Source organism: Neisseria sp. P0019.S002 (assembly GCF_051957155.1).
Classification (GTDB): Bacteria; Pseudomonadota; Gammaproteobacteria; order Burkholderiales; family Neisseriaceae; genus Neisseria; species Neisseria perflava.
Map to the genome: position 1 here is coordinate 14,623 of NZ_JBQCWS010000002.1, position 20,358 is coordinate 34,980.

Annotated in this window: 23 protein-coding genes and 1 other RNA gene; 14 read left to right on the forward strand and 10 right to left on the reverse strand. The window is 52.9% G+C overall.

Annotation, left to right across the window (positions count from 1 at the left end):
* Positions 1-43 precede the first annotated feature (43 nt).
* The 3 genes from glmU to ACTHTY_RS03425 all read right to left on the reverse strand — a co-directional run bounded on the left by glmU (position 44) and on the right by ACTHTY_RS03425 (position 2,509).
* Entirely contained in the window at positions 44-1,417 is a 1,374-nt protein-coding gene (gene glmU, locus ACTHTY_RS03415) for a bifunctional UDP-N-acetylglucosamine diphosphorylase/glucosamine-1-phosphate N-acetyltransferase GlmU (RefSeq protein ID WP_049335633.1), read from the reverse strand.
* A 98-nt stretch (positions 1,418-1,515) separates the two neighbouring features.
* Positions 1,516-1,800, reverse strand: coding sequence for a membrane lipoprotein lipid attachment site-containing protein (locus ACTHTY_RS03420; protein ID WP_107857831.1), 285 nt, complete (start codon positions 1,798-1,800; stop codon positions 1,516-1,518).
* Between the two features lie 61 nt (positions 1,801-1,861).
* Positions 1,862-2,509 carry a pyrimidine 5'-nucleotidase gene (locus ACTHTY_RS03425; RefSeq protein ID WP_440366486.1) on the reverse strand — a complete coding sequence of 216 codons (648 nt, stop codon included), beginning with the start codon at positions 2,507-2,509 and terminating at the stop codon, positions 1,862-1,864.
* 64 nt (positions 2,510-2,573) lie between these two features.
* On the opposite strand from ACTHTY_RS03425, the gene ACTHTY_RS03430 reads away from it, so the two are divergent.
* The 3 genes from ACTHTY_RS03430 (at position 2,574) to ACTHTY_RS03440 (ending at position 5,077) form a co-directional block, all read left to right on the forward strand.
* On the forward strand, positions 2,574-3,575 hold the full coding sequence (locus ACTHTY_RS03430; protein ID WP_440366487.1) for a thiamine ABC transporter substrate-binding protein: 1,002 nt from the start codon (positions 2,574-2,576) through the stop codon (positions 3,573-3,575).
* Between the two features lie 111 nt (positions 3,576-3,686).
* Complete coding sequence (locus ACTHTY_RS03435; RefSeq protein ID WP_440366488.1) at positions 3,687-4,532, forward strand: mechanosensitive ion channel family protein; 846 nt, start codon at positions 3,687-3,689, stop codon at positions 4,530-4,532.
* Positions 4,533-4,609: 77 nt separating this feature from the next.
* Positions 4,610-5,077, forward strand: a complete 468-nt coding sequence (locus tag ACTHTY_RS03440; RefSeq protein ID WP_204788954.1) for a CinA family protein — start codon at positions 4,610-4,612, stop codon at positions 5,075-5,077.
* A gap of 82 nt (positions 5,078-5,159) precedes the next feature.
* Here the strand turns inward: ACTHTY_RS03440 and efeB are convergent, their stop codons facing one another.
* From efeB to efeU, 3 genes are all read right to left on the reverse strand, one after another.
* Positions 5,160-6,425: an iron uptake transporter deferrochelatase/peroxidase subunit gene (gene efeB / locus ACTHTY_RS03445; RefSeq protein WP_440366489.1), complete on the reverse strand. Its 1,266-nt coding sequence runs from the start codon at positions 6,423-6,425 to the stop codon at positions 5,160-5,162.
* 134 nt (positions 6,426-6,559) lie between these two features.
* Positions 6,560-7,726, reverse strand: a complete 1,167-nt coding sequence (gene efeO, locus ACTHTY_RS03450) for an iron uptake system protein EfeO (RefSeq protein ID WP_004519217.1) — start codon at positions 7,724-7,726, stop codon at positions 6,560-6,562.
* Between the two features lie 12 nt (positions 7,727-7,738).
* A complete protein-coding gene (efeU, locus tag ACTHTY_RS03455; RefSeq protein ID WP_049322979.1) occupies positions 7,739-8,563 on the reverse strand; it encodes an iron uptake transporter permease EfeU in 825 nt (274 codons plus the stop codon).
* Positions 8,564-8,944: 381 nt separating this feature from the next.
* On the opposite strand from efeU, the gene ACTHTY_RS03460 reads away from it, so the two are divergent.
* The 3 genes from ACTHTY_RS03460 to ACTHTY_RS03470 all read left to right on the forward strand — a co-directional run bounded on the left by ACTHTY_RS03460 (position 8,945) and on the right by ACTHTY_RS03470 (position 10,963).
* Positions 8,945-10,120, forward strand: a complete 1,176-nt coding sequence (locus tag ACTHTY_RS03460; protein WP_440366490.1) for a cytochrome-c peroxidase — start codon at positions 8,945-8,947, stop codon at positions 10,118-10,120.
* 138 nt (positions 10,121-10,258) lie between these two features.
* Positions 10,259-10,588, forward strand: a complete 330-nt coding sequence (locus tag ACTHTY_RS03465; protein ID WP_094192864.1) for an FKBP-type peptidyl-prolyl cis-trans isomerase — start codon at positions 10,259-10,261, stop codon at positions 10,586-10,588.
* A gap of 126 nt (positions 10,589-10,714) precedes the next feature.
* The gene (locus tag ACTHTY_RS03470; protein WP_003686612.1) at positions 10,715-10,963 is read left to right on the forward strand and encodes a BolA family protein; all 249 of its coding nucleotides are present in this window, start codon (positions 10,715-10,717) and stop codon (positions 10,961-10,963) included.
* 146 nt (positions 10,964-11,109) lie between these two features.
* Here the strand turns inward: ACTHTY_RS03470 and ACTHTY_RS03475 are convergent, their stop codons facing one another.
* Positions 11,110-11,904 carry a class I SAM-dependent methyltransferase gene (locus tag ACTHTY_RS03475; RefSeq protein WP_440366491.1) on the reverse strand — a complete coding sequence of 265 codons (795 nt, stop codon included), beginning with the start codon at positions 11,902-11,904 and terminating at the stop codon, positions 11,110-11,112.
* Between the two features lie 60 nt (positions 11,905-11,964).
* Positions 11,965-12,711 (reverse strand): pimeloyl-ACP methyl ester esterase BioH, encoded by a 747-nt coding sequence (gene bioH / locus ACTHTY_RS03480; protein WP_440366492.1) that lies wholly within the window; start codon positions 12,709-12,711, stop codon positions 11,965-11,967.
* Here bioH and ACTHTY_RS03485 point away from each other — a divergent pair.
* The 7 genes from ACTHTY_RS03485 to rnpB all read left to right on the forward strand — a co-directional run bounded on the left by ACTHTY_RS03485 (position 12,710) and on the right by rnpB (position 16,830).
* Complete coding sequence (locus tag ACTHTY_RS03485) at positions 12,710-13,426, forward strand: ComF family protein (protein ID WP_440366493.1); 717 nt, start codon at positions 12,710-12,712, stop codon at positions 13,424-13,426. The two genes, bioH and ACTHTY_RS03485, sit on opposite strands and share 2 nt — an antisense overlap.
* A 64-nt stretch (positions 13,427-13,490) precedes the next feature.
* Complete coding sequence (gene trmL / locus ACTHTY_RS03490) at positions 13,491-13,955, forward strand: tRNA (uridine(34)/cytosine(34)/5-carboxymethylaminomethyluridine(34)-2'-O)-methyltransferase TrmL (RefSeq protein ID WP_049329344.1); 465 nt, start codon at positions 13,491-13,493, stop codon at positions 13,953-13,955.
* 48 nt (positions 13,956-14,003) lie between these two features.
* Positions 14,004-14,723 (forward strand): septal ring lytic transglycosylase RlpA family protein, encoded by a 720-nt coding sequence (locus ACTHTY_RS03495; RefSeq protein WP_070695227.1) that lies wholly within the window; start codon positions 14,004-14,006, stop codon positions 14,721-14,723.
* A gap of 98 nt (positions 14,724-14,821) precedes the next feature.
* Positions 14,822-15,406, forward strand: coding sequence for a Holliday junction branch migration protein RuvA (gene ruvA, locus ACTHTY_RS03500; protein WP_070749706.1), 585 nt, complete (start codon positions 14,822-14,824; stop codon positions 15,404-15,406).
* 13 nt (positions 15,407-15,419) lie between these two features.
* Entirely contained in the window at positions 15,420-15,653 is a 234-nt protein-coding gene (locus tag ACTHTY_RS03505; protein ID WP_070712458.1) for a methionine-binding protein, read from the forward strand.
* Between the two features lie 54 nt (positions 15,654-15,707).
* Positions 15,708-16,415: a hypothetical protein gene (locus ACTHTY_RS03510; protein ID WP_107723933.1), complete on the forward strand. Its 708-nt coding sequence runs from the start codon at positions 15,708-15,710 to the stop codon at positions 16,413-16,415.
* 53 nt (positions 16,416-16,468) lie between these two features.
* Positions 16,469-16,830: RNase P RNA component class A (gene rnpB / locus ACTHTY_RS03515), an RNA gene on the forward strand.
* Between the two features lie 105 nt (positions 16,831-16,935).
* Here rnpB and mltA read toward each other — a convergent pair.
* Together mltA and ACTHTY_RS03525 are read right to left on the reverse strand one after the other, a co-directional pair.
* The gene (gene mltA, locus ACTHTY_RS03520; RefSeq protein ID WP_440366676.1) at positions 16,936-18,258 is read right to left on the reverse strand and encodes a murein transglycosylase A; all 1,323 of its coding nucleotides are present in this window, start codon (positions 18,256-18,258) and stop codon (positions 16,936-16,938) included.
* Between the two features lie 89 nt (positions 18,259-18,347).
* Positions 18,348-18,935, reverse strand: a complete 588-nt coding sequence (locus tag ACTHTY_RS03525) for an RDD family protein (protein WP_440366494.1) — start codon at positions 18,933-18,935, stop codon at positions 18,348-18,350.
* Between the two features lie 241 nt (positions 18,936-19,176).
* On the opposite strand from ACTHTY_RS03525, the gene asd reads away from it, so the two are divergent.
* Complete coding sequence (gene asd, locus ACTHTY_RS03530) at positions 19,177-20,292, forward strand: aspartate-semialdehyde dehydrogenase (protein WP_440366495.1); 1,116 nt, start codon at positions 19,177-19,179, stop codon at positions 20,290-20,292.
* The last annotated feature ends 66 nt before the right edge of the window (positions 20,293-20,358 follow it).

Here is a 20,358-nt window from a genome sequence, read left to right on the forward strand (position 1 = left end):
GTTGTTTCTCAAGGCCGTCTGAAAACAAATATAAAGATCAACCTTACTTCTTATCGCCTTTTTCCGGACGCACCCAGCCTTCAATGACGGTTTGGCGCGAACGGGCGAGAACGAGTTTGCCGTCTTCGCAGTTGCGGGTAATCGCACTGCCCGCGCCTGTCGTTACTTTGTTGCCGAGGGTAACGGGGGCAACCAGTACGCAGTTTGAACCGATGCGCACTTCGTCGCCGATGACGGTTTTGTGTTTGTTCACGCCGTCGTAGTTGGCAATAATCGTACCGGCGCCGAAGTTGGTTTTGCTGCCGATCTCGGCATCACCGATATAGGTGAGGTGGTTGGCTTTGGTGCCGTTGCCGATGGTGGCGTTTTTGACTTCGACGAAGTTACCGATGTGTACGTCGTCGGCCAGTTTGGCTTGCGGACGCAAACGGGCGTATGGGCCGATTTGGTTGTTTTCGCCGACTTCGCAACCTTCAAAATGGGAGAATGGGGCGATTTTGGTGTTGGCACCGATTTTGGCGTTTTTGATCACGCAGTTGGCACCGATTTCGACGTTGTCACCGAGTTCGACTTCGCCTTCGATGACGACGTTGACGTCAATCACGACATCTTGTCCGTGTTTCAGACGGCCTCGTAAATCAAAACGCGCCGGATCGCGCAGGGTTACGCCTGCTTTGAGTAATTCTTGCGCCTGTTCGGTTTGGAAGATACGCTCGAGTTCGGCCAGTTGGAGTTTGTTGTTCACGCCGGCGGCCAAATGGGAGGCGCGGACTTGGACGGGATGAACTTTAATACCGTCGGCAACGGCTTTGGCGATGAGGTCGGTCAAGTAGTATTCGCCTTGGGCATTGTTGCTGGAAAGGCTGTTCAACCAAGCTTCGAGTTTGGCGTTGGGCAAAACCAAAATGCCGGTATTGATTTCTTTTACGGCTTTTTGGGCGGCATCGGCGTCTTTTTCTTCGACAATGGCGGTTACGCTGCCGTTGCTGTCGCGGATGATACGGCCCAAACCTGTCGGGTCGTTGGGCACGTCGGTCAACAGGCCGACTTCGTCGCCTGCGGCTTCGAGCAGGGTTTCGAGGGTGGCTGCGTCAATCAGGGGGACGTCGCCGTACAACACCAGCGTGCGGCCTTCGGCAGACAGGTGCGGCAGGGCGGTTTTGACGGCGTGGCCGGTACCGAGCTGTTCGGTTTGTTCAACCCAAACGACATCGCGTTTGACGGTGTCCAAGACTTGCTCTTTGCCGTGGCCGATGACGACGCAGATGTTTTGGGGATTCAGGGAGGCGGCGGTATCAATAACGCGCTCAACCATGGGAAGGCCGCCAATGCGGTGCAGCACTTTGGGCATTTTGGAGTACATGCGTGTGCCTTTGCCGGCAGCGAGGATGACGATATTTAAAGCTGTCTGAGCCATGATACGGTTTCCGTTGTCGTTGTTTGAGGCCGTCTGAAAAGTGGGGCAACAAATGTTGATTGTTTTTCACTCCGTTTCAGACGGCCTTGGGGATATTGTTATTCGGTTACTGGCTGTTGGTTGGCAAATTGCGGTTTTTGCCAATGTTGGCCGCGTTCGCCGTGTTCAGCATGATCCGCTTGATTGGATTGGACGGCGCGGCGCTCTGGGCGGAACTGGTTGTAATTCATGTTTTTAGAATAAGTACCGTCCTGATAAACGATAGGTGTGCCGGTAGCATATTTTTGGCGTACGGCGGTACGGCCGGATTCGTTGGTGTAGGTTTCCCAAGAGCAACCGGCCAAAACGGCGGCGGCGGTCAGAATTAAAGCGAGTTTACGCATGATGTTGTCCTTGTTTTTAAATGTCGGCAATACCGTGTATTGTACTTGTTTTTTCAAAACTTCACGGCAGTTTTGTGCAAAATTCAAGCAAACCCTGCATATCTTTCGCTATGCCGTCGGCAAATGGTAACGGATGGGCTTTTTCGCCGTACCAAACGGTCTTCATGCCCAAGGCTTTGGCTTGGTGCAGATTGTCGGCGCTGTCGTCCACCATAACGCACTGTTCGGGTTTGACGCCCAACAGGCGGCAGACGTTGAGATAGGCTTGCGGATTGGGTTTGTAGAGCAGGCCGAAGTCGTCCGTGCCGAACAAGCCGTCAAAATGCGCTTCCAAGCCCAACGCCTCAACCAATGCGCGGACATAAAACGAAGGCCCGTTGGAAAATACGGCTTTTCGCCCTTTCAGACGGCCTAAAACATCATCAGTTCCATCCATACCCTCCACCTTTGCCAAAATTTGCTTAAGCGGGTGGCTTTCACGCAAAAATTCATCGATATCGACTTCGGGATGGTGGATTTGCAAACCGGCAAGCGTCGCGCCGTATCGGTGCCAATAATCTTGGCGCAGGTGGGAGGCGGCTTCTTCGGAAAGTTTCAGACGGCCTGCCATGTATTCGGTCATGGCGCGGTTGATGATGTAGAAAATGCCGACTTCGGCATTGTGCAAAGTATTGTCGAGGTCAAACAGCCAAACGGGGGAATGATTCATATCGTGCCTTGATATGCAGATTTTGTTATGATATTTCGTATTTTACCCGTACAAAGGAAAGAGAATGAAACTGAAATTGTCCGCCCTAGCCCTGTTGCTGGCTTCGGCAAATCTATACGCCCAAACCGAAGTGCGTTTGGCCGTGCACAAATCCTTCAGCCTACCCCAATCCGTCATCGCACAATTTGAAAAAGCCAACGATGCCAAAGTGTCCGTCATTAAGGCAGGCAGCGGCAACGAAATGCTCAACAAACTGATTTTGAGCAAGGCCAACCCGATTGCTGATGCGGTTTACGGTTTGGACAACGCCAACATCGGCAAAGCCAAAGCCGCCGGCATCCTCGCTGCCAGCCAACCCAAATCCGCGCCCGTAACCGCTTCCCTGCCCGATGCGCTGGCTGTTGATTACGCCTATGTCGCCATCAACTACGACAAAAAATGGTTTGAACAGAAAAAACTGCCCCTGCCGCAAACCCTGCAAGACCTGACCAAACCGGAATATAAAAACCTTCTGGTAACCCCGTCTCCCGCCACATCCTCGCCCGGCCTCTCCTTCCTCTTGGCCAACATCGGCGGTATGGGTGAAGAAGGCGCGTTCAAATGGTGGGCGCAAATGCGCCAAAACGGCGTGAAAGTTGCCAAAGGCTGGAGCGAAGCCTACTACACCGACTTCACCCAAAACGGCGGCGCCTATCCCCTCGTGGTCAGCTATGCCACCAGCCCGGCGGCTGAAGTCCACTACTCCAAAGGCAAATACAGCATCCCGCCCACCGGCAACCTCTTCCTCAAAGGCGGCACATTCCGCCAAGTTGAAGGCGCGGCCGTTTTGAAAGGTGCAAAACAACCCGAACTGGCGGCCAAACTGGTGAGCTGGCTGCAAAGCGGCGAAGTGCAAAAAGCCCTGCCTGCCGAAATGTGGGTCTATCCGGCAGTCAAAAACACGCCGCTGCCCAAAGTATTCGAGTTTGCCCAAACCCCGCAACACAGCGATTCCCCCAATCGCGCCGACATCAACACCAAGCAAAAACAATGGGTGAGCCGTTGGAGCAAAACCGTTTTACGTTAAACCGAAAAACTTAAAAACACATCAAGGCCGTCTGAAAAAACAAATCATTAGTTTTCCAGACGGCCTTGTTTTACAATAACCTTTTAAACAACTTCACACGCACACACAATTATGAATTTCGATCTTCAAGTCCTCTCTTCGTTTTCCGGCTGGGAACAACTCGCCCAAACCGGCATGTCTTTCGGTACCAACCTGCTGGCCGCCTTGGCCATCTTCTTTATCGGCCGCTGGGTCGCCACGCGCGTGGTGACACTGATGAAAGCCGCGCTGACTCGCGCCAAAGTCGATAAAACACTGGTCAGCTTCCTCGGCAACGTCGCCAACATCGGCCTGCTGATCCTCGTCATCATCGCCGCACTGGGCAAACTCGGTATCCCGACCACTTCCGTGACCGCCTTGATCGGTGGCGCAGGCTTGGCCGTGGCTTTATCTTTGAAAGACCAACTATCCAACTTCGCCGCCGGCGCGCTGATTATCCTGTTCCGCCCGTTTAAAGTCGGCGACTTTATCCGCGTCAACGGTTTTGAAGGCATCGTCCGCGAAATCAAAATGGTGCAGACCTCTTTGAGCACGCCGGACAACGAAGAAGTCGTCCTGCCCAACAGCATGGTCATGAGCAACAGCATCGTCAACCGCTCCTCCCTGTCCCTCTGCCGCGCCCAAGTCGTGGTCGGCGTCGATTACGCCTGTGATTTAAAAGTTGCCAAAGACGCCGTATTGAGAGCGGCAACCGAGCATTCATTGTGTGTTCAAACCAAAGAACGACCTGCCGTCGTATACATTACCAACCTTGGCGACAGCGCCATCGAAATCACCCTTTGGGCGTGGACGCAAGAAGAAAACCTCGGCCCGTTCCGGTTCGCCCTGAACGAGCAAGTGGTTGAAAACCTGCGTGCCGCCAACATCAACATCCCGTTCCCGCAACGCGATGTCCACCTCATCCAGTCGAAAGCCTGATTTCAGCTTTCAGGCCGTCTGAAACCCAGCGGGCCAAGCGCCTGCCCGGTTTTACCCTTTTCTATTAAGGAGCCGCTATGTCCCACCTGCAAACCATCGCCGAACACCTGACCAGCCGCCGTCAAACCGTTACCTGCGCCGAGTCCTGCACCGGCGGCCTGCTTGCAGGTGCGCTGACCTCCGTTCCCGGCAGCTCGCAGTGGTTTCACCAAAGCTTCGTCACATACAGCAACCAAGCCAAACAAGACCGCCTTGGCGTCATGCCCGACACCTTGCTGAAACACGGCGCAGTCAGCCGCGAGACCGTCTATGAAATGGCTCGCGGCGCAAAAGCCGTCGCGCAGGCGGATTACGCCTTGAGTATTTCCGGCATCGCCGGCCCCGGCGGCGGCAGCACAGCCAAACCGGTCGGCACAGTCTGGTTCGGCCTGGCCACGCCCGAAGGCTCGTTTGAGCAAACCGCGCTATTCACGGGCGATCGCGAAGCAGTAAGGGCGCAAGCCGTCGAATACGCATTGGCTTTCTTGGCGGAACATTTGGTTTGATAGAAAAAACTCAGGCCGTCTGAAATCTGGAAATCAGGTTTCAGACGGCCTTTTTATTTATCTATTCAAACCATCGGCGGATTTATACGCCCAAAAGTTCTTTGCCGAGGAAGCTGCCTTTTTCGACACCCGGCAGGACGAAGAAATAGCCGCCACCAAACGGGCTGATGTATTCCTCCAGCGGCTCGCCGTTGAGCAGGTTTTGCACGAAGATGAAACCGTCGGCAAGGTTGGCCTGATAGCAGATGAAAATCAGGCCGACGTCGAGCTGGCCGTTGGCGGCAAGGCCGCGTGAGTAGTTGAAGGCGCGGCGGTAGAGCAGGTGTTTTTTCATGAACTCCGGATCGCGCGGATTGGCAAGGCGCATATGGCTGTCTTTGGGCGTGATTTTACCGTCGGGGTCTTTGGCGAAATCGGCGGTGTCGCCCTCTTTTTTACCGTCCATGGGCGCGCCGCTGTATTTGCGCCGGCCGAAAATATCGGTTTGTTCCTGCATCGGGGTGCGGTCCCAAAACTCGACAAAGTGGCGGATGAGGCGGACAGCCTGATAGCTGCCGTTTTTCGTCCATGCCGGTTCGTCCAAGCTGTTGGTGGCAACGCCTGTCCACAGGACTTGATCGGCGACTTTGGGATCTTCGACTTTGGGATTGCCGGAGCCGTCGCGGAAACCTAAAAGGTTGCGCGCGGCAATGGCGCCGGGTTCGGCTTTAGGGAGCCAACCGTCTATGCTCCAGCGGATAACGGCAAACTGGGCGGTATTTTTGATGATGTCGCGCAGGGCGGCTTGGCAGGTTTCGGGGGAGAATGCGCAAATTTGCAGGCTGAGGTCGCCGTCGCACCAAGATTTTTGGAGTTTGTCGTTGGGGAAGTCGCGCATTTCCTGCAGGTGTTTCGGCTTTTTGTCTTTGAGGCCGAAGCGGTCGTCAAAGAGGCTGCTGCCGACGCCGACGGTAACTGTCAATCCGTCGGGGCGGAATTGTTTGCCGAGGATGCCGCTGCCCGCAGGCGGGAGCTTGTCATCGCCGTCTTGGTATTCGCCGCCTTGGGTGAGGAATTCGATGCGGGCGGTCAGGGCGCGGAACAGGTTTTCAAGTTGTTTGGCGTCTTTGGCGGTAACGTCAAAGGCACACATGATGCCGAAGAGCTGGTGTGGCGTGACGATGCCTGCCTGATGCTCGCCGTAACACGGATAGGCCAGCTCGGAATGTTGGTTGTTTTGGGTATCGGCGGCGGCTTCGCCTTGTTTTTTGCCGGCAAAATAACCAGCAACGCCGATGGCGCCGGCGGCAAGGGCAGTTTTGAAAAGGGTTCGTTTTTCGGGTTGTGCCGGTTGTTTGTTTTGGCTCATGGTCTGCTCCTTGGCAGGGAACGGAAAGATTGCAATCGTGTGAAGTAAGGTCAGTTTTCAAGCATATTTGTGTGGGCGGCAATAAGATTCAGACGGCCTTTCAATATCCAAAGGCCGTCTGAAAACGCGTTATCTTATTTCAAACCCAAAATGCCGCGCAGTTTGGCCAAGTCTTCTGCCAAGGCATTAATCGGCGCCTGCAGGGCTTTGCGGTCTTCTTCGCTCAGTTTGTCGTACAGCTCGAAACCGTTCGGGGTTTTGTATTTCGCCAAAATGTCTTCAACCTGTTTGAAGTTGGCATCGGTTTTTTCCAACAACGCTTTGTCTTTGGCTTCGATCAGCGGACGGAACAAATCAACGATTTTTTTGGAGCCTTCCACATTGGCTTGGAAGTCGCTCAAGTCGGTATGGCTGTAACGGTCTTCTTCGCCGCTGATTTTACTGCCCGCCACTTCTTCAATCAGTTCGGACGCGCCGCCGACCACCTTACCCGGAGGGAATGCCAATGCGTCGATTTCTTTTTGCAGTGCTTCGACATCGGTCATCAGTTTGGCTGCAATTTCCTTCACGCCGGATACGTCTTTTTCTACCCAAAGGGCGTGTTCGATACGGTGGAAGCCGGTAAATCCGGCATCTTTCGCACCGTCTTTGAAGTCGTCTTCACGCGCATCGATGACGGGGTCGAGTTCGCTGAAAAGCTCGGCAATCGGTTCGATACGTTCGTAATGGACGCGGGTGGCGGCAAACAGGGATTTGGCCTTTTCAATGTCGCCGGCTTTAACGGCTTCGGTAAAGGTTTTGGTTTTCGCCACCAGCTCTTTAACCTCGCCTTGAACGTAAGCTTTATAGTCGGCGAGCGGTTGCGCCAGTTTTTCCAAATCGGCTTCGTTGGCAGTATCTTTGAAGCCGCTGTCGGTAACAATCAGCTTACCGCGCGGATTGGTCAACAGGCCGCAAGTCATTTCATATTCGCCCGGCAGCAGGGTAACGGTCATTTTGTCGGATAAACCCGGGGCAATGTTTTCACGCTCGTCCACCACCATCACGCCTTTGAGGATTTCCCATTCCAGCTTGCGGCCGCTGTCATTTTTGATATTGAACACGACTTGGCCGCTGGGGACGGTCAATTCCATTGGTTCACAAGCAGTATCGTTCACGCCGATATTGACCGAACCGTCGGCATTAGCGGCAGCGGATGCGCCTGAAGCGGCAGGCGCGGCTTTTTCGGCTTCAGGCGGCTGACACGCGGTCAAACCCAGAGCCAACATTACGGACAAAGCAGTCAGATTGAATTTTTTCACTTTCATTCCTTTTTATTTAGTTAACGTTTTTGCTGGCGCACTGCCGCGCAAAAACCAAATCATGACGGGAACCAGATACAGCAGCCAAATCAGGACTTCGCCTTCGGTCGGGTGGTCGGTATAACCGAAGAAACCGCCGAGCAGCACGCCTAAAGGGCTGTCTTCATGCAAATATTTCGATGTGTCGAAAGCAATATCCTGCATCACATTCCATACGCCGGCCTCATGCAGCGCGCGAAACGAACCGGCCAGCAGACCGGCCGCCACTACAATCAAAAACGCGCCCGTCCAACGGAAAAATTTCGCCAAGTTCAGGCGCATACCGCCCTGATAAATCAGCGTACCGATGACAACCGCCACCAACAGCCCTAATACCGCGCCTATCGGCATAGACCACGTCGGGCTTTGCTGGAACACGGCCAGCAGGAAAAACACGCTCTCTAAACCTTCGCGCGCCACAGCCAAAAACGCCATGCCGACTAAGGCCCACCCCTGGCCGCTACCGCGGTTCAAGGCCGACTGAACAGAATCCTGAAGATGTTGTTTCATCGAACGTGCAGCCTTTTTCATCCACAAAATCATGTACGTCAGCATGGCCACGGCCACCAGGCCGATGACGCCGACCACCAATTCCTGTTCTTTTTGCGGAATCTCGCCAGTAGCGGAATGAATGCCGTAACCAATACCCAAACACATGACCGAAGCCAAAAACACGCCCAGCCAAACCTTCGGCATCAGCTCGCTGTGTCCCGACTGTTTCAAAAAACTGGCAACAATGCCGACAATCAGGGCGGCTTCGATGCCCTCGCGCAGCATAATCAATAAAGCAATCAGCATAAAAAACTCTAAAGTGAAATGTTCATTTGTTAACGCATTTATAACGCTTTATGCTTAATAACGCAAATTATTTTTATTTTTTAATAGCTCTATATTTATTAAGATTTTTTAAAATAAAATAACGGACGTAATCAATAAAAACTAAAAGGCCGTCTGAATTTTATTTTTTCAGACGGCCTTAATTTATCTAAGCAATTGTAAATAAATAATAAAAAAGTTCCATAGTATAAATTTCCCTATCAGTGATATTTTCAAAATTTATCAAATTTAAAAGGTTGATTTACAACAAAAATTAAAACCACCTTATCTTTTATAGTTGGCATATTGCTGGTGCAATCAGCAATCCATGACATAACAAACGCATAACAAAGGAACCCTCCTATGCCACGTTTAAAACTCCACCAAATCGCTTTGGCTTTGGCCGTTTCTGCCTCGCTGACCGCCTGCGGCGAGAAAACGGCTCAAACAACCGAAACCCCTCAAGCGGCTTCTGCCGCGAGTGCTGCCGATGCTGCCGCAAGCACCGCCGCCGTTTCAGCCCCTCAAAATTCCGCCGATGTTTCTGCCGAAGACAAAGCCCTGTTGGAACGCGCACAAGCCGTGTTCAAACCTTTGCCTGATGCGGCCGAAATGCAAAAAATCCGTCCGTTTACCGAAGAGCAGGTCAAACTCGGCCAACAACTTTGGTACGAAACCCGCCTGTCCAAAGGCAATACCGTCAGCTGTAACTCCTGCCACAACTTGGCAACGGCCGGCGTGGACAACATGCCGACCAGCGCGGGCCACAAAAGCCAATTCGGCGCCCGTAACCCCCCAACTGCCCTGAATGCCGCCTTGTTGGGCAGCCAATTCTGGGACGGCCGTGCCGCCGATGTGGAAGAACAAGCCGGCGGCCCATTGCTCAACCCGGTTGAAATGGCCAACGCGACCGAAGCCGATGCCGCCGCCAAAATCGCCGGCATTCCCGAATACCAAGAGAAATTCAAAGCCGCATTCCCTGAAGACGGCGCGGTTTCCTTCAAAAACATCACCACCGCATTGGGCGCGTTTGAACGCACCCTGCTGACCCCGACCCGTTGGGACGACTACCTCAAAGGCAACGTATCCGCCCTGAGCGAACAAGAACGCAAAGGTGTACGCGCATTTATGGACAATGGCTGTATGTCCTGCCACAGCGGCGTCAACTTGGGCGGTACTATGTTCCAAAAATTCGGTTTGGTGGATGGCCCTTACTGGAAACACATCGACGATCCTAAACACGACAAAGGCCGTGCGGACGTAACCAAAAAAGCCGAAGACGAATTCTTCTTCCGTGTTCCCGGCTTGAGAAACGTCGAACGCACCTACCCATACTTCCACAACGGCAGCGTTTGGGAACTGGATAAAGCCGTCAACATCATGGCGAAAGCGCAATTGGGTAAAACCTTGGCTCCGGAAGACACTGAAAACATCGTTGCCTTCTTGAAAGCCCTCTCCGGCAATGTTCCAGAGTCTGCCCGAACCATGCCTGAGCTGCCCGTCTCCCACGATGTCAAATCCCAACCTGACAACAAATAAGGTTTAGCATAAAACAAGGCCGTCTGAAAATCCGTTTCAGACGGCCTTTTTGTTGCCGGCCATATGGGCGCATTTGTTTCACGATTCCACACAATATGGTAATCTTGAACCGATTTTCACCATACATCCGAAAGGAACATCATGAGCCTGATTATTGAAGACTTGCAAGAAGGCCACGGCAAAGAAGCCGTCAAAGGCAAAGAAATCACCGTACATTACACCGGCTGGTTGGAAGACGGTACCAAATTCGACTCCAGCCTCGACCGCCGTCAACCGCTGACCATCACTCTAGGCGTCGGCCAAGTAATTAAAGGTTGGGACGAAGGCTTCGGCGGCATGAAAGAAGGCGGCAAACGCAAGCTGACCATTCCTTCCGAAATGGGCTACGGCGCACACGGTGCCGGCGGCGTGATTCCTCCGCATGCGACCTTGATTTTTGAAGTCGAGCTGCTGAAAGTGTACGAATAAGCATTTGACGCTTCAAAAGACCGAGGCCGTCTGAAATCCGAAGTTTGGTTTTTCAGACGGCCTGTTTTTATCAAGATTCGGTATAATGCCCTCTTTTACAAGCAAACCATTTCCCAAGGAACCCCCATGCTTTTACCCGAACAAGTCAAAACCCTGATTGAAGGCGTTACCCCTTGCGAACACGTCGAAGTCGAAGGCGACGGCCATCACTTCTTCGCCGTAATCGTTTCCTCCTCATTTGAAGGCAAAGCCCGCCTCGCCCGCCACCGCCTGATTAAAGACGGCCTCAAGCCGCAACTCGAAAGCAACGAATTGCACGCGCTGTCTATTTCCGTTGCCGCCACTCCGGCCGAATGGGCAGCCAAACAGGCTTAATTTGGAATCAAACAAAAAGCCGTCTGAAAAGTTTTCAGACGGCCTTTTTCATACATATTAAACAGCGCAGGCAATCGATACAAACGCCAAACTGCATTCCACAATACGCAATCGCAGTGTAAATCCTACCGGAAACGGCAACCAAACTAGCCCTGCCGTTTCGGGAAAAACTGCACCACGTTCTCCCCTTGCGGCAACATCAATTTCTTCACAGCATGGCCGTACACGGTTTCAAGCGTGATGTTCAGACGGCCTTCGTTAGTAAAAATCTGATCCACACATTCCTTAGCCGCTTGCGGATTGCTGAACTTCAACGCATTCCACAATCCCAAGGTTTCCATGTCCTGCCAAAACGTCCCGGCTTTTTTATAGCTCAACTCAAGCTTGGCCGTGTCGGTTACCGGATCGTAAAAGCCGTTGTCGGCGAGCATATCGCCCAAGTCGTGCATATCAATCAGCATGGGCGCTTCGCATTCGATGCCTTCATGGTTCAGACGGCCTGTCAGTTCGGTCAGGCTGTCGCGGCCAAAGTGCGTGAAAAACAATAATCCGTCAGTTTTCAAAGCGGCGGCCCAGTTTTTCAATACCGGCAAAATATCGTCGGCGCGGCTGAGGCTGAGGTTGGCCCACAACATATCGGCGGCAGCTTCAGGCAGCGGCACGGTCAGGGCTTGGCAATGCTGCGGAATGGTTTTGCCGGTCAGCTTCTGCCAGAAACCGCCTTTGCGCGCGGCGGCGGCGGTTTTCAAAAATTCGGCATTCGGATCGTATTCTTCAAACACGGCGTCGGGATAACGCGCGGCCAGCAGGCTGCGGCTGATGTCGGCATCGGCACCAATCAGCATGATGCGTTTGGGTGCATTGCGGACCAGCTGCAGGCGCTCGTCTGTGTCTTGGGCGAGATGGCGGTGAATTTGCCAGCGTTTGTCTTGTTCGGTCATGGTGGGTCGTGTCAGCGGGCTTTGCCCGACAATATTCTGTTTTTATGGTTGAAGGCTGTTTCAGACGGCCTTTTCGACAAAATTGCGGTAAATTTCGGCAAACTCCTCGGCATGGCTTAAAAAGGGCGCGTGTGCGGCTTTGTCGATAAGGACCAGCTCGCTGTTGCTCAAATGGCGGTGTAAATATTCGCCCATGCGCGGCGGCGTAATGGCGTCTTTCTGTCCAAACACCAGCAGTGACGGCGTTTGAATAAGCGGCAACAGCGGACGCGCGTCGGCATGGTTGACCGCTTCAAGCGCGGCCTGTAAGGCGGAAGGCGTGCCGCAGCGCGCCAAATCAGGCAGCACCCGGTTTAAGATTTCGCCGGAATGGGGAGTGTGCAGCAGTTGCAGCTGTAGAAACTGTTTAATATGTTTGGCATAATCCTGCTGGAATGCGCCGACCATCTTGCCCAAGGCAGGTTGCGCCAAGCCTTCGGGATAATCCGTGTCGGCAGTCAATCGGGCAAAGCTTGCCGTCAGGCAGAGCGATTGGATTTTGTCGGGATAAAGCGCGGTCAAATACAGGGCAACCAGTCCGCCCAGCGACCAGCCGAGAATGTGTGCCGGTGTGTCGATTTGTCCGGCGAAGGCTTCGGCAACGGCGGCAATATCAAACGGCTCGGTAAAAGGCGCATCGCCGTGTCCGGGCAAATCAAGCGCGTGGACGTCCCAATCGGCAGGCAGGCGCGGTATCAAATCGTCAAATACATGGCGGTTCGCCGCCCAACCGTGTATCAGATAAACTTTTTTGGCGGAGTGTGGCATGAATGTTCTTTCTTGGTGGCGCAGTTTGAAACAGCTCAATGCGCGACGTTGCGTATTATGCCACGATTCCGTTTCAGACGGCCTTTGCCGAGGCTGCGCAAACGATTTGACGGAATATTTTATCGACGCGGCACAAAGCTGCCCTTTGTGTTTCCGCCATATCGCGGGCGGGGCAGTGTGCGGCAGTTGTCAGAAAAAGCCGCCCGCATTTGATAGAATGTGGGCCTCGCTGTATTACGAACCGCCCGTCAGCAGCATGATACGCGAGCTGAAACACTTGGCGGATTTGGGCATGAGCCGTCCTTTGGCGGATTTGATGAGCCAAAACGCACCGGACTGGCTGGCGACGGAACACTTCGATTTCGTCCTGCCCATGCCTTTGAGCAAAGAGCGGCGGCTCAAGCGCGGATTCAACCAAAGCGAGGCGTTGACGGATATTTTGGCAAAACGCTACGGCTGGACGCTGCTGCCGCGCCACGCGGTTTTCAGACGGCATAGCGAGCCGCAAAGTACGCTGAAAAGCGACGAACGTCGGCGAAATATCAAGAATGCATTTAAAATCAAAGCTGAATTGCCGAAGGCGTGTAATATTCTGTTAATTGATGATGTCTTTACCACCGGTTCGACTTTAAACGAATTGGCGAAAACGCTGAAAAAATCAGGCGCAGGTAAGATTTTTTGCTGGAGTTTGGCGCGTCCGTCAATGAAAAAATAGCTTAAAGTTTTTGACACCCATGGAACATTTCGGCATTATGCCACTCTATAAGTGATTGATTTATATGTTTACCATAGTTTTGTACCAACCCGAAATCCCGCCCAATACGGGCAATATCATCCGCCTGTGCGCCAATACCGGTGCCGATTTACACTTGGTCAAGCCGCTTGGGTTTCCGCTGGATTCGTCCAAAATGAAACGCGCGGGTTTGGATTATCACGAGTTTGCCAAACTGACGGTACATGAGAATTTCGAAGACTGCCTCAAGGCCCTTGAAGGCCGCCGCATTTTCGCGCTGACCACCAAAGGCTCTACCCGCCCCGACGAAGTTTCCTTCCGCGAAGGCGACGTGTTGCTGTTTGGTCCCGAAACACGCGGCCTGCCTGCCGAAGTTCTCGACAGCCTGCCTGCCGGACAAAAAATCCGCCTGCCGATGATGCCCGACAGCAGGAGTATGAATCTTTCCAATACCGTCGCCGTCATTCTGTTTGAAGCATGGCGACAAAACGGTTTTGCCGGCGGCGTATAACAGGCCGTCTGAAACCGATGCGTTATCAACTCAAGAACGGAACCCGTTTTGACTTTTACTAAAAAAACCCTCCTTTCCCTAGCCGCCGCCACCATCGGCGTCCTCTCCATCAATGCCGCCGTCGCCGACAGCGTGGTCCGAGTCGAAAAACTGCATCCTTCTGCTAACCGCAGTTACAAAGTTGCCGGCAAACGCTACACGCCGCTGACCCAAGTTTCCTCTTTCAGCCAAACCGGCAAAGCCTCATGGTACGGCAACCAATTCCACGGCCGTAAAACTTCCAGCGGCGAGCGTTACAATATGAACGCCCTCTCCGCCGCACACAAAACCCTCCCTATTCCCAGCTACGCACGCGTGACCAATATGCAAAACGGCAAAAGCGTCATCGTCCGCGTCAACGACCGCGGCCCTTTCCACGGCAACCGCGTCATCGATGTTTCCAAAGCCGCCGCCCAACAATTGGGTTTCATCAACCAAGGCACGGCCAACGTCAAAGTTGAGCAGATCATCCCCGGCCAAACCGCCGCTCAAACCATTATTTCCCCAAACAACAAAGAATTTTTTGTTGATTTGAAATCCTTCGGTACCCAACGCGAAGCACAGGCTTATTTGAACCAAGCCGCACAAAGCCTGCCGTCAGACAGCAAAGTCATGCTTGAAAAACGCAACTACGAATACGTTGTCAAAATGGGTCCGTTCAGCAGCCAAGAACGTGCCGCCGAAGCAGGCGAACGCGCCCGTCATCTGAACCTGGCATCCGCCATCTGATTTCGTCCGCGTTACCGCTGAAGTTTGATACAATACAAGGCCGTCTGAAACCCGATTGCAAGGTTTCAGACGGCCTTTTTTAATCACAGGGGAGCACCATGATCAGCAGGCTCACAGGCAAATTGATTGAGAAAAATCCACCGCAGGTCGTTATTGACGTCAACGGCGTCGGTTATGAAGCCGACGTTTCCATGCAGACTTTCTACAACCTGCCCTCCGTTGGCGAAACCGTCCATCTCTACACCCAGCTTGTCGTCCGCGAAGACGCACATTTGCTGTTTGGTTTCGCCTCAGCCGAGGAACGCGCCACCTTCCGCCAACTGGTCAAAGTCAGCGGTATCGGTGCAAAAACCGCATTGGGCATTTTGTCGGCCATGAATGCCGACGAGCTGGCGCAAGCCATCGCCGAAGAAGACGTCAAACGTCTCTCCTCCGCGCCCGGCATCGGCAAGAAAACCGCCGAGCGCATGGTGTTGGAACTGCGCGGCAAACTCGTGTCCCATACCGTTTCAGACGGCCTGTTTGCACCTGTTGCCGTTGCCGACGAAAGCCAAGACATCATCAACACCCTGCTTGCCCTCGGCTACAACGAACGCGAAGCCAAAGCCGCCACCAAAGGCATTCCCAAAGGCACGGAAGTCGGCGAAGGCGTACGCCTGGCCCTGAAAAACCTGCTCAAATAAGGCCGTCTGAAACATGAAAACTGCCGTCCTGAGTGCCGCCTTGCTTCTAAGCGCATGCGTCTATACCGAGACCCCGTATGGACGCACCGCTGTCTTAGACCTGCCCGTCCACTCGCAAACCACCGTCAACAAAACCGTGACCATCAACGCCCCGCCCGGGACGACCGTCATCTATCAAGACAGCGAACCCGTCCGCAATTACCCGGCCTATCCCGTTTATCCCCGCCGGGTTTATCGTTATCGATAAACAACGCTGACCGTTTGAAACCATAGGTTCAGACGGCCTGTTGAGAGACCAACCATGAAATACATCCTTCCCCTGCTTTTACTCCTGAGCGCCTGCACACCGGACACCAAGACCACGGATGCCGCATCCACCCCAAAAACACACGGCTTCGCACACCGCCTGACCGAAGGCGAAAAACTACTGACCCAAGCCCTCATCAAACAAGACCTCGCCGCCTACTTCAAACACGAAACCGGCGGCGCATTTGCCGAACAAGCCCCCTTATTCTCGGCCCAGCAACTTGCCGAACAGAAAAACATCCCCAAAAACGATGCCATCGGCGTTTACGGCAAAATCATCAAAACCCAAGGCCGCACCGCCTGGCTGCAAACCGACAAGCAAACCCTCAAACTCGATTTGGCCGAACCGCTGCAAGAAGCTCAAGGCGAAGTTACCCTTGTCTGCCAACACGAAAACACCGCATTCCAAGACTGCCAAACAGAAGAAAACTTCGCCCGACGCTTTACAGAACAAATTTTCTCGGCGGTCGAGTCCGGACGCGTATCCGCCCAAACAGACGCACCGGCCGAAGAAATCATGGCCGGCCGCCTCATTCCGTTTTTAAGTGCCGCCAGCGACTTTACCGGCAACTTCAAAGCCTGCGCCACCACCATGACCGAATACTGCACCAGCCGCCTGGCACGCGAAATGCCCGAATCCGCAGTTCGCAAAAAAGCACAGGAATTGGGTTTGACCGAAATAGCATTTAAAAAGAAAAAATAAATATTTAGGCCGTCTGAACCCTATGGCGGCTGTGTTATAATCCGCACCTCATACAGGTCGGACAGACAGTCGCCGCGTATCGCGTAAGGCATACGGGGAGGAAAGTCCGGGCTCCACAGAGCAGAATGCCGGCTAACGGCCGGGCGCGGCAACGCGACGGAAAGTGGAACAGAAAGCAATACCGCCGATGATTGCCTTCGGGCAAAACAGGTAAGGGTGAAAAGGTGCGGTAAGAGCGCACCGTGCATTTGGTAACAAAGCGCAGCAGGCTAAACCCCATTCGGAGCAAGACCAAACAGAACGCGATGACGCTGCTCGCCGAGCGTTCGGGTAGGTTGCTTGAGCACACCAGCAATGATGTGCCTAGAGGAATGACTGTCCGCGACAGAACCCGGCTTACCGTCCGAGCTGTATGTCCCCATACCGCGGCAGGTTTTTAAAACCTGCCGCATTTTTATAGAAATAAAAAGGCCGTCTGAAACCTGAATCTTGGTTTCAGACGGCTTTTTTAAACCGCTGTTTATGGACGGTATTCCGGTTTCATGCCGTTGGGCAGGAGCTGCCATACATAGCCGGTGGTTTTCATTTTGCCGGCCACTTCGCCTGCTTCGTCGCCATAACCCCAGAAATAATCCACACGGACCGCGCCTTTAATCGCGCTGCCGGTATCTTGCGCCATAATCAGGCGGTTGAGGGCTTTTTTGGTGGTCGGATGGGCAGTGGCAACAAATAACGGTGCGCCAAGCGTGATGTAGTGACGGTCGATAGCACCGGCGTATTCGCCCATCAACGGCGTACCCAATGCGCCCACCGGGCCTGAATCACTGCTGCCGGTCAGCTCGCGGAAGAAGACGTAGCTTGGGTTTTGTCCCAAAACTTCGGCAAGGCGGCCGGGGTTTTGCTTCATATAGGCCTTGATGCCCTGCATGCTGGTCTGACCCAGCGGCAGATAGCCTTTGTCCGCCATATAGCGGCCGATGGAAACATACGGATGTTCGTTTTTATCGGCAAATCCGACACGGATGTATTTGCCGGACGGTGTTTTCAGACGGCCTGAACCTTGAATGTGCATAAAGAAAAGTTCGACCGGGTCATCTGCATAACCCAAAATCGGCGCTTTGCCGTTAAGCGCGCCGCCGTTGATTTGGCTGCGGGTGTAGTAAGGAACAAAGCGGCTGCCTTCAAAACGGCCTTTCAGCGCAGTACTGCGTGCAGTAATCGGGAATCTGGACAAATCGACCGTGTATGTGCCGCTATTGTCGATGACGCCGCTGTTTTGGCCGGTTTGGCGAATGCGGACGGTGGCTTTGCTGCCTCTCAAGTTTGCAGCCAGTGGAACGGAAACAAAATCGTTCGGAATGCCGTAAATCGGGAAACGGGATTGGCTTGTGGGCTTATCGTCGCCGTGCAGGACCGGTTCGTAATAGCCGGTAATGGTGCCGGCAGGATTGCCGCCGTTATCGACGCGCCATGCGGTGAAATAGCGCTCGAAAAAGTGCTTGGCTTGGAAATGGTGCACCGGTGTTTGCATGGCTTGGATACAAACGTCCTGCCAGCCTTGGCGGTTTTTAAGTTTTTCACAGCCTAAACGGAAAGACTGCAGGCTTTTGGTAAAGTGTTGGAGGTCCCAGTGCGGCAATTCGTTGTAGGAAACTACGGTGTAGTTTGCTCCTCCCCCGCTCACTGTCGTACCGACAGGATCGGGCGTACCGGTGGGGCGGTCGGGGCCTTTGATAACGCTGGTGTCGGTTTCGGGGAGGTTTTTAATGCTTTTGCTCGGACAGGCGGCAAGAATGGCTGCGGCAATGCTGACGAGCGTGATGCGGTACAGGTGTTTTTTCATGGAATCAATAGCGTGTCGAAAGGCCGTCTGAAAACTATTTTTCAGACGGCCTATGTTGGAAAGTGCTGATTTTAACACAAAAAAGCCATTTATCGGCGTGGCGGCAATTTGACGACAACCGTATCGGCCAGCATATCGTAGAGCGTGCGGCGGTCGCGTTTGACGGAGAAGAGCATGATGAAGTTGATCAGTGTGATCAGTAGTGAATAAATTAAAATGTTTCCTTTTAATACAAAGTATACAGCAAACACAATGGCAAGTACAATTAAGCCCCATGCAACTTCTCGTACCAATACCGTACCAAGAAAACCCGGATTGCTGCCATTGCTTTTCAATACTCGAATACGCATGATCTTTTTACCCAAGGATTGACCATAGCGGCTCATGTAATAAAGCTGAACAATACCGACAATTAAATATACGATAGAGGTCAATCCTAGCATCTGTGTCATATCGGCCCGCTCGCTGACACTTATTATAAGCTCTTGTGTAAAAGCAATATTTTTCTGCTTGGCAATTGCTGCTGTCTCAGTATATAAAATATAATAATAGGGTAAAAAAATAATTACATTAAATAAATAATTCAACAAATATGCTGCGACCCGTGACCATACTGAAGCAATATGGACATCCACTATTTCTGTTTTAGGCAAATCCGACAAATTGATTTCGCTCATTTAATCTTCCTCTGTGCTATTTAATGAGATGCAATTTCATTGCCATCTTAACCTATTTTTCCATCATTCTAAAAAATTTCGATAAAAACCTTTACATTTTCCGCAGACGGCGTTAAAACGTTTGTTTTCCCCTTTTTTATAGTGGGTTAACAAAAGTCTGAACAAAGTGGCAGGCGATGCCGTTCCGGTTTTTGTTAATGCACTATAAACTTATCCGGATTTTCTTTGTAAGGAGTAACACATGAAAGTAGGTTTCGTCGGCTGGCGCGGTATGGTCGGCTCTGTTTTGATGCAGCGTATGAAAGAAGAAAACGACTTCGCCCACATTCCCGAAGCGTTTTTCTTTACCACTTCCAACGTCGGCGGCGCTGCCCCTGATTTCGGTCAGGCAGCCAAAACATTGTTGGATGCCAACGATGTTGCCGAATTGGCAAAAATGGACATCATCGTTACCTGTCAGGGTGGCGATTACACCAAATCCGTCTTCCAACCCCTGCGCGACAGCGGCTGGAACGGCTACTGGGTTGACGCGGCTTCTTCCCTGCGCATGAAAGATGATGCGATTATCGTCCTCGACCCTGTCAACCGCAACGTCATCGACAACGGCCTCAAAAACGGCGTGAAAAACTACATCGGCGGCAACTGTACCGTTTCCCTAATGCTGATGGCCTTGGGCGGCCTGTTCCAAAATGATTTGGTCGAATGGGCAACCAGCATGACCTACCAAGCCGCTTCCGGCGCGGGTGCGAAAAACATGCGCGAACTCATCAGCGGCATGGGCGCGATTCACGCCAAAGTGGCAGACGAGCTTGCCGATCCTTCCAGCGCGATTCTCGACATCGACCGAAAAGTGTCCGATTTCCTGCGCAGCGAAGACTATCCGAAAGCCAACTTCGGCGTACCGCTCGCCGGCAGCCTGATTCCGTGGATTGACGTGGACTTGGGCAACGGCCAGTCCAAAGAAGAATGGAAAGGCGGCGTGGAAACCAACAAAATCCTCGGCCGCAACGACAATCCGACCGTAATCGACGGCTTGTGCGTACGCATCGGCTCTATGCGCTGCCACAGCCAAGCCATCACCCTGAAGCTGAAAAAAGACCTGCCCGTTTCCGAAATCGAAGCGATTTTGGCAGGCGCGAACGACTGGGTGAAAGTCATCCCCAACGAAAAAGAAGCCAGCATCCACGAGCTGACGCCTGCCAAAGTTACCGGCACGCTGTCTGTTCCTGTCGGCCGTATCCGCAAACTGGAGATGGGTGGCGAATACATCAGCGCGTTCACTGTCGGCGACCAACTCTTGTGGGGCGCTGCCGAGCCGTTGCGCCGCGTATTGCGCATTATCTTGGGCAGCCTGTAATTTAGGTTGACATGAAAAAAGCAACGGTTTGAGCCGTTGCTTTTTTTGTCACAAAAAGGCCGTCTG

Excerpts from the sequence above, each read along its gene's own strand:
- ACTHTY_RS03505 (WP_070712458.1), top strand. The coding sequence starts at position 15,420 with ATGAAAACTGCCGTCCTGAGTGCCGCCTTGCTTCTAAGCGCATGCGTC.
- ACTHTY_RS03460 (WP_440366490.1), top strand. The coding sequence starts at position 8,945 with ATGCCACGTTTAAAACTCCACCAAATCGCTTTGGCTTTGGCCGTTTCT.
- asd (WP_440366495.1), top strand. The coding sequence starts at position 19,177 with ATGAAAGTAGGTTTCGTCGGCTGGCGCGGTATGGTCGGCTCTGTTTTG.
- mltA (WP_440366676.1), bottom strand. The coding sequence starts at position 18,258 with ATGAAAAAACACCTGTACCGCATCACGCTCGTCAGCATTGCCGCAGCC.
- ACTHTY_RS03420 (WP_107857831.1), bottom strand. The coding sequence starts at position 1,800 with ATGCGTAAACTCGCTTTAATTCTGACCGCCGCCGCCGTTTTGGCCGGT.
- ACTHTY_RS03510 (WP_107723933.1), top strand. The coding sequence starts at position 15,708 with ATGAAATACATCCTTCCCCTGCTTTTACTCCTGAGCGCCTGCACACCG.
- bioH (WP_440366492.1), bottom strand. The coding sequence starts at position 12,711 with ATGCCACACTCCGCCAAAAAAGTTTATCTGATACACGGTTGGGCGGCG.
- ACTHTY_RS03485 (WP_440366493.1), top strand. The coding sequence starts at position 12,710 with ATGAATGTTCTTTCTTGGTGGCGCAGTTTGAAACAGCTCAATGCGCGA.
- ACTHTY_RS03435 (WP_440366488.1), top strand. The coding sequence starts at position 3,687 with ATGAATTTCGATCTTCAAGTCCTCTCTTCGTTTTCCGGCTGGGAACAA.
- ACTHTY_RS03425 (WP_440366486.1), bottom strand. The coding sequence starts at position 2,509 with ATGAATCATTCCCCCGTTTGGCTGTTTGACCTCGACAATACTTTGCAC.
- ACTHTY_RS03430 (WP_440366487.1), top strand. The coding sequence starts at position 2,574 with ATGAAACTGAAATTGTCCGCCCTAGCCCTGTTGCTGGCTTCGGCAAAT.
- ACTHTY_RS03525 (WP_440366494.1), bottom strand. The coding sequence starts at position 18,935 with ATGAGCGAAATCAATTTGTCGGATTTGCCTAAAACAGAAATAGTGGAT.
- ruvA (WP_070749706.1), top strand. The coding sequence starts at position 14,822 with ATGATCAGCAGGCTCACAGGCAAATTGATTGAGAAAAATCCACCGCAG.
- ACTHTY_RS03475 (WP_440366491.1), bottom strand. The coding sequence starts at position 11,904 with ATGACCGAACAAGACAAACGCTGGCAAATTCACCGCCATCTCGCCCAA.
- trmL (WP_049329344.1), top strand. The coding sequence starts at position 13,491 with ATGTTTACCATAGTTTTGTACCAACCCGAAATCCCGCCCAATACGGGC.
- glmU (WP_049335633.1), bottom strand. The coding sequence starts at position 1,417 with ATGGCTCAGACAGCTTTAAATATCGTCATCCTCGCTGCCGGCAAAGGC.
- efeU (WP_049322979.1), bottom strand. The coding sequence starts at position 8,563 with ATGCTGATTGCTTTATTGATTATGCTGCGCGAGGGCATCGAAGCCGCC.
- ACTHTY_RS03440 (WP_204788954.1), top strand. The coding sequence starts at position 4,610 with ATGTCCCACCTGCAAACCATCGCCGAACACCTGACCAGCCGCCGTCAA.
- ACTHTY_RS03470 (WP_003686612.1), top strand. The coding sequence starts at position 10,715 with ATGCTTTTACCCGAACAAGTCAAAACCCTGATTGAAGGCGTTACCCCT.
- efeB (WP_440366489.1), bottom strand. The coding sequence starts at position 6,425 with ATGAGCCAAAACAAACAACCGGCACAACCCGAAAAACGAACCCTTTTC.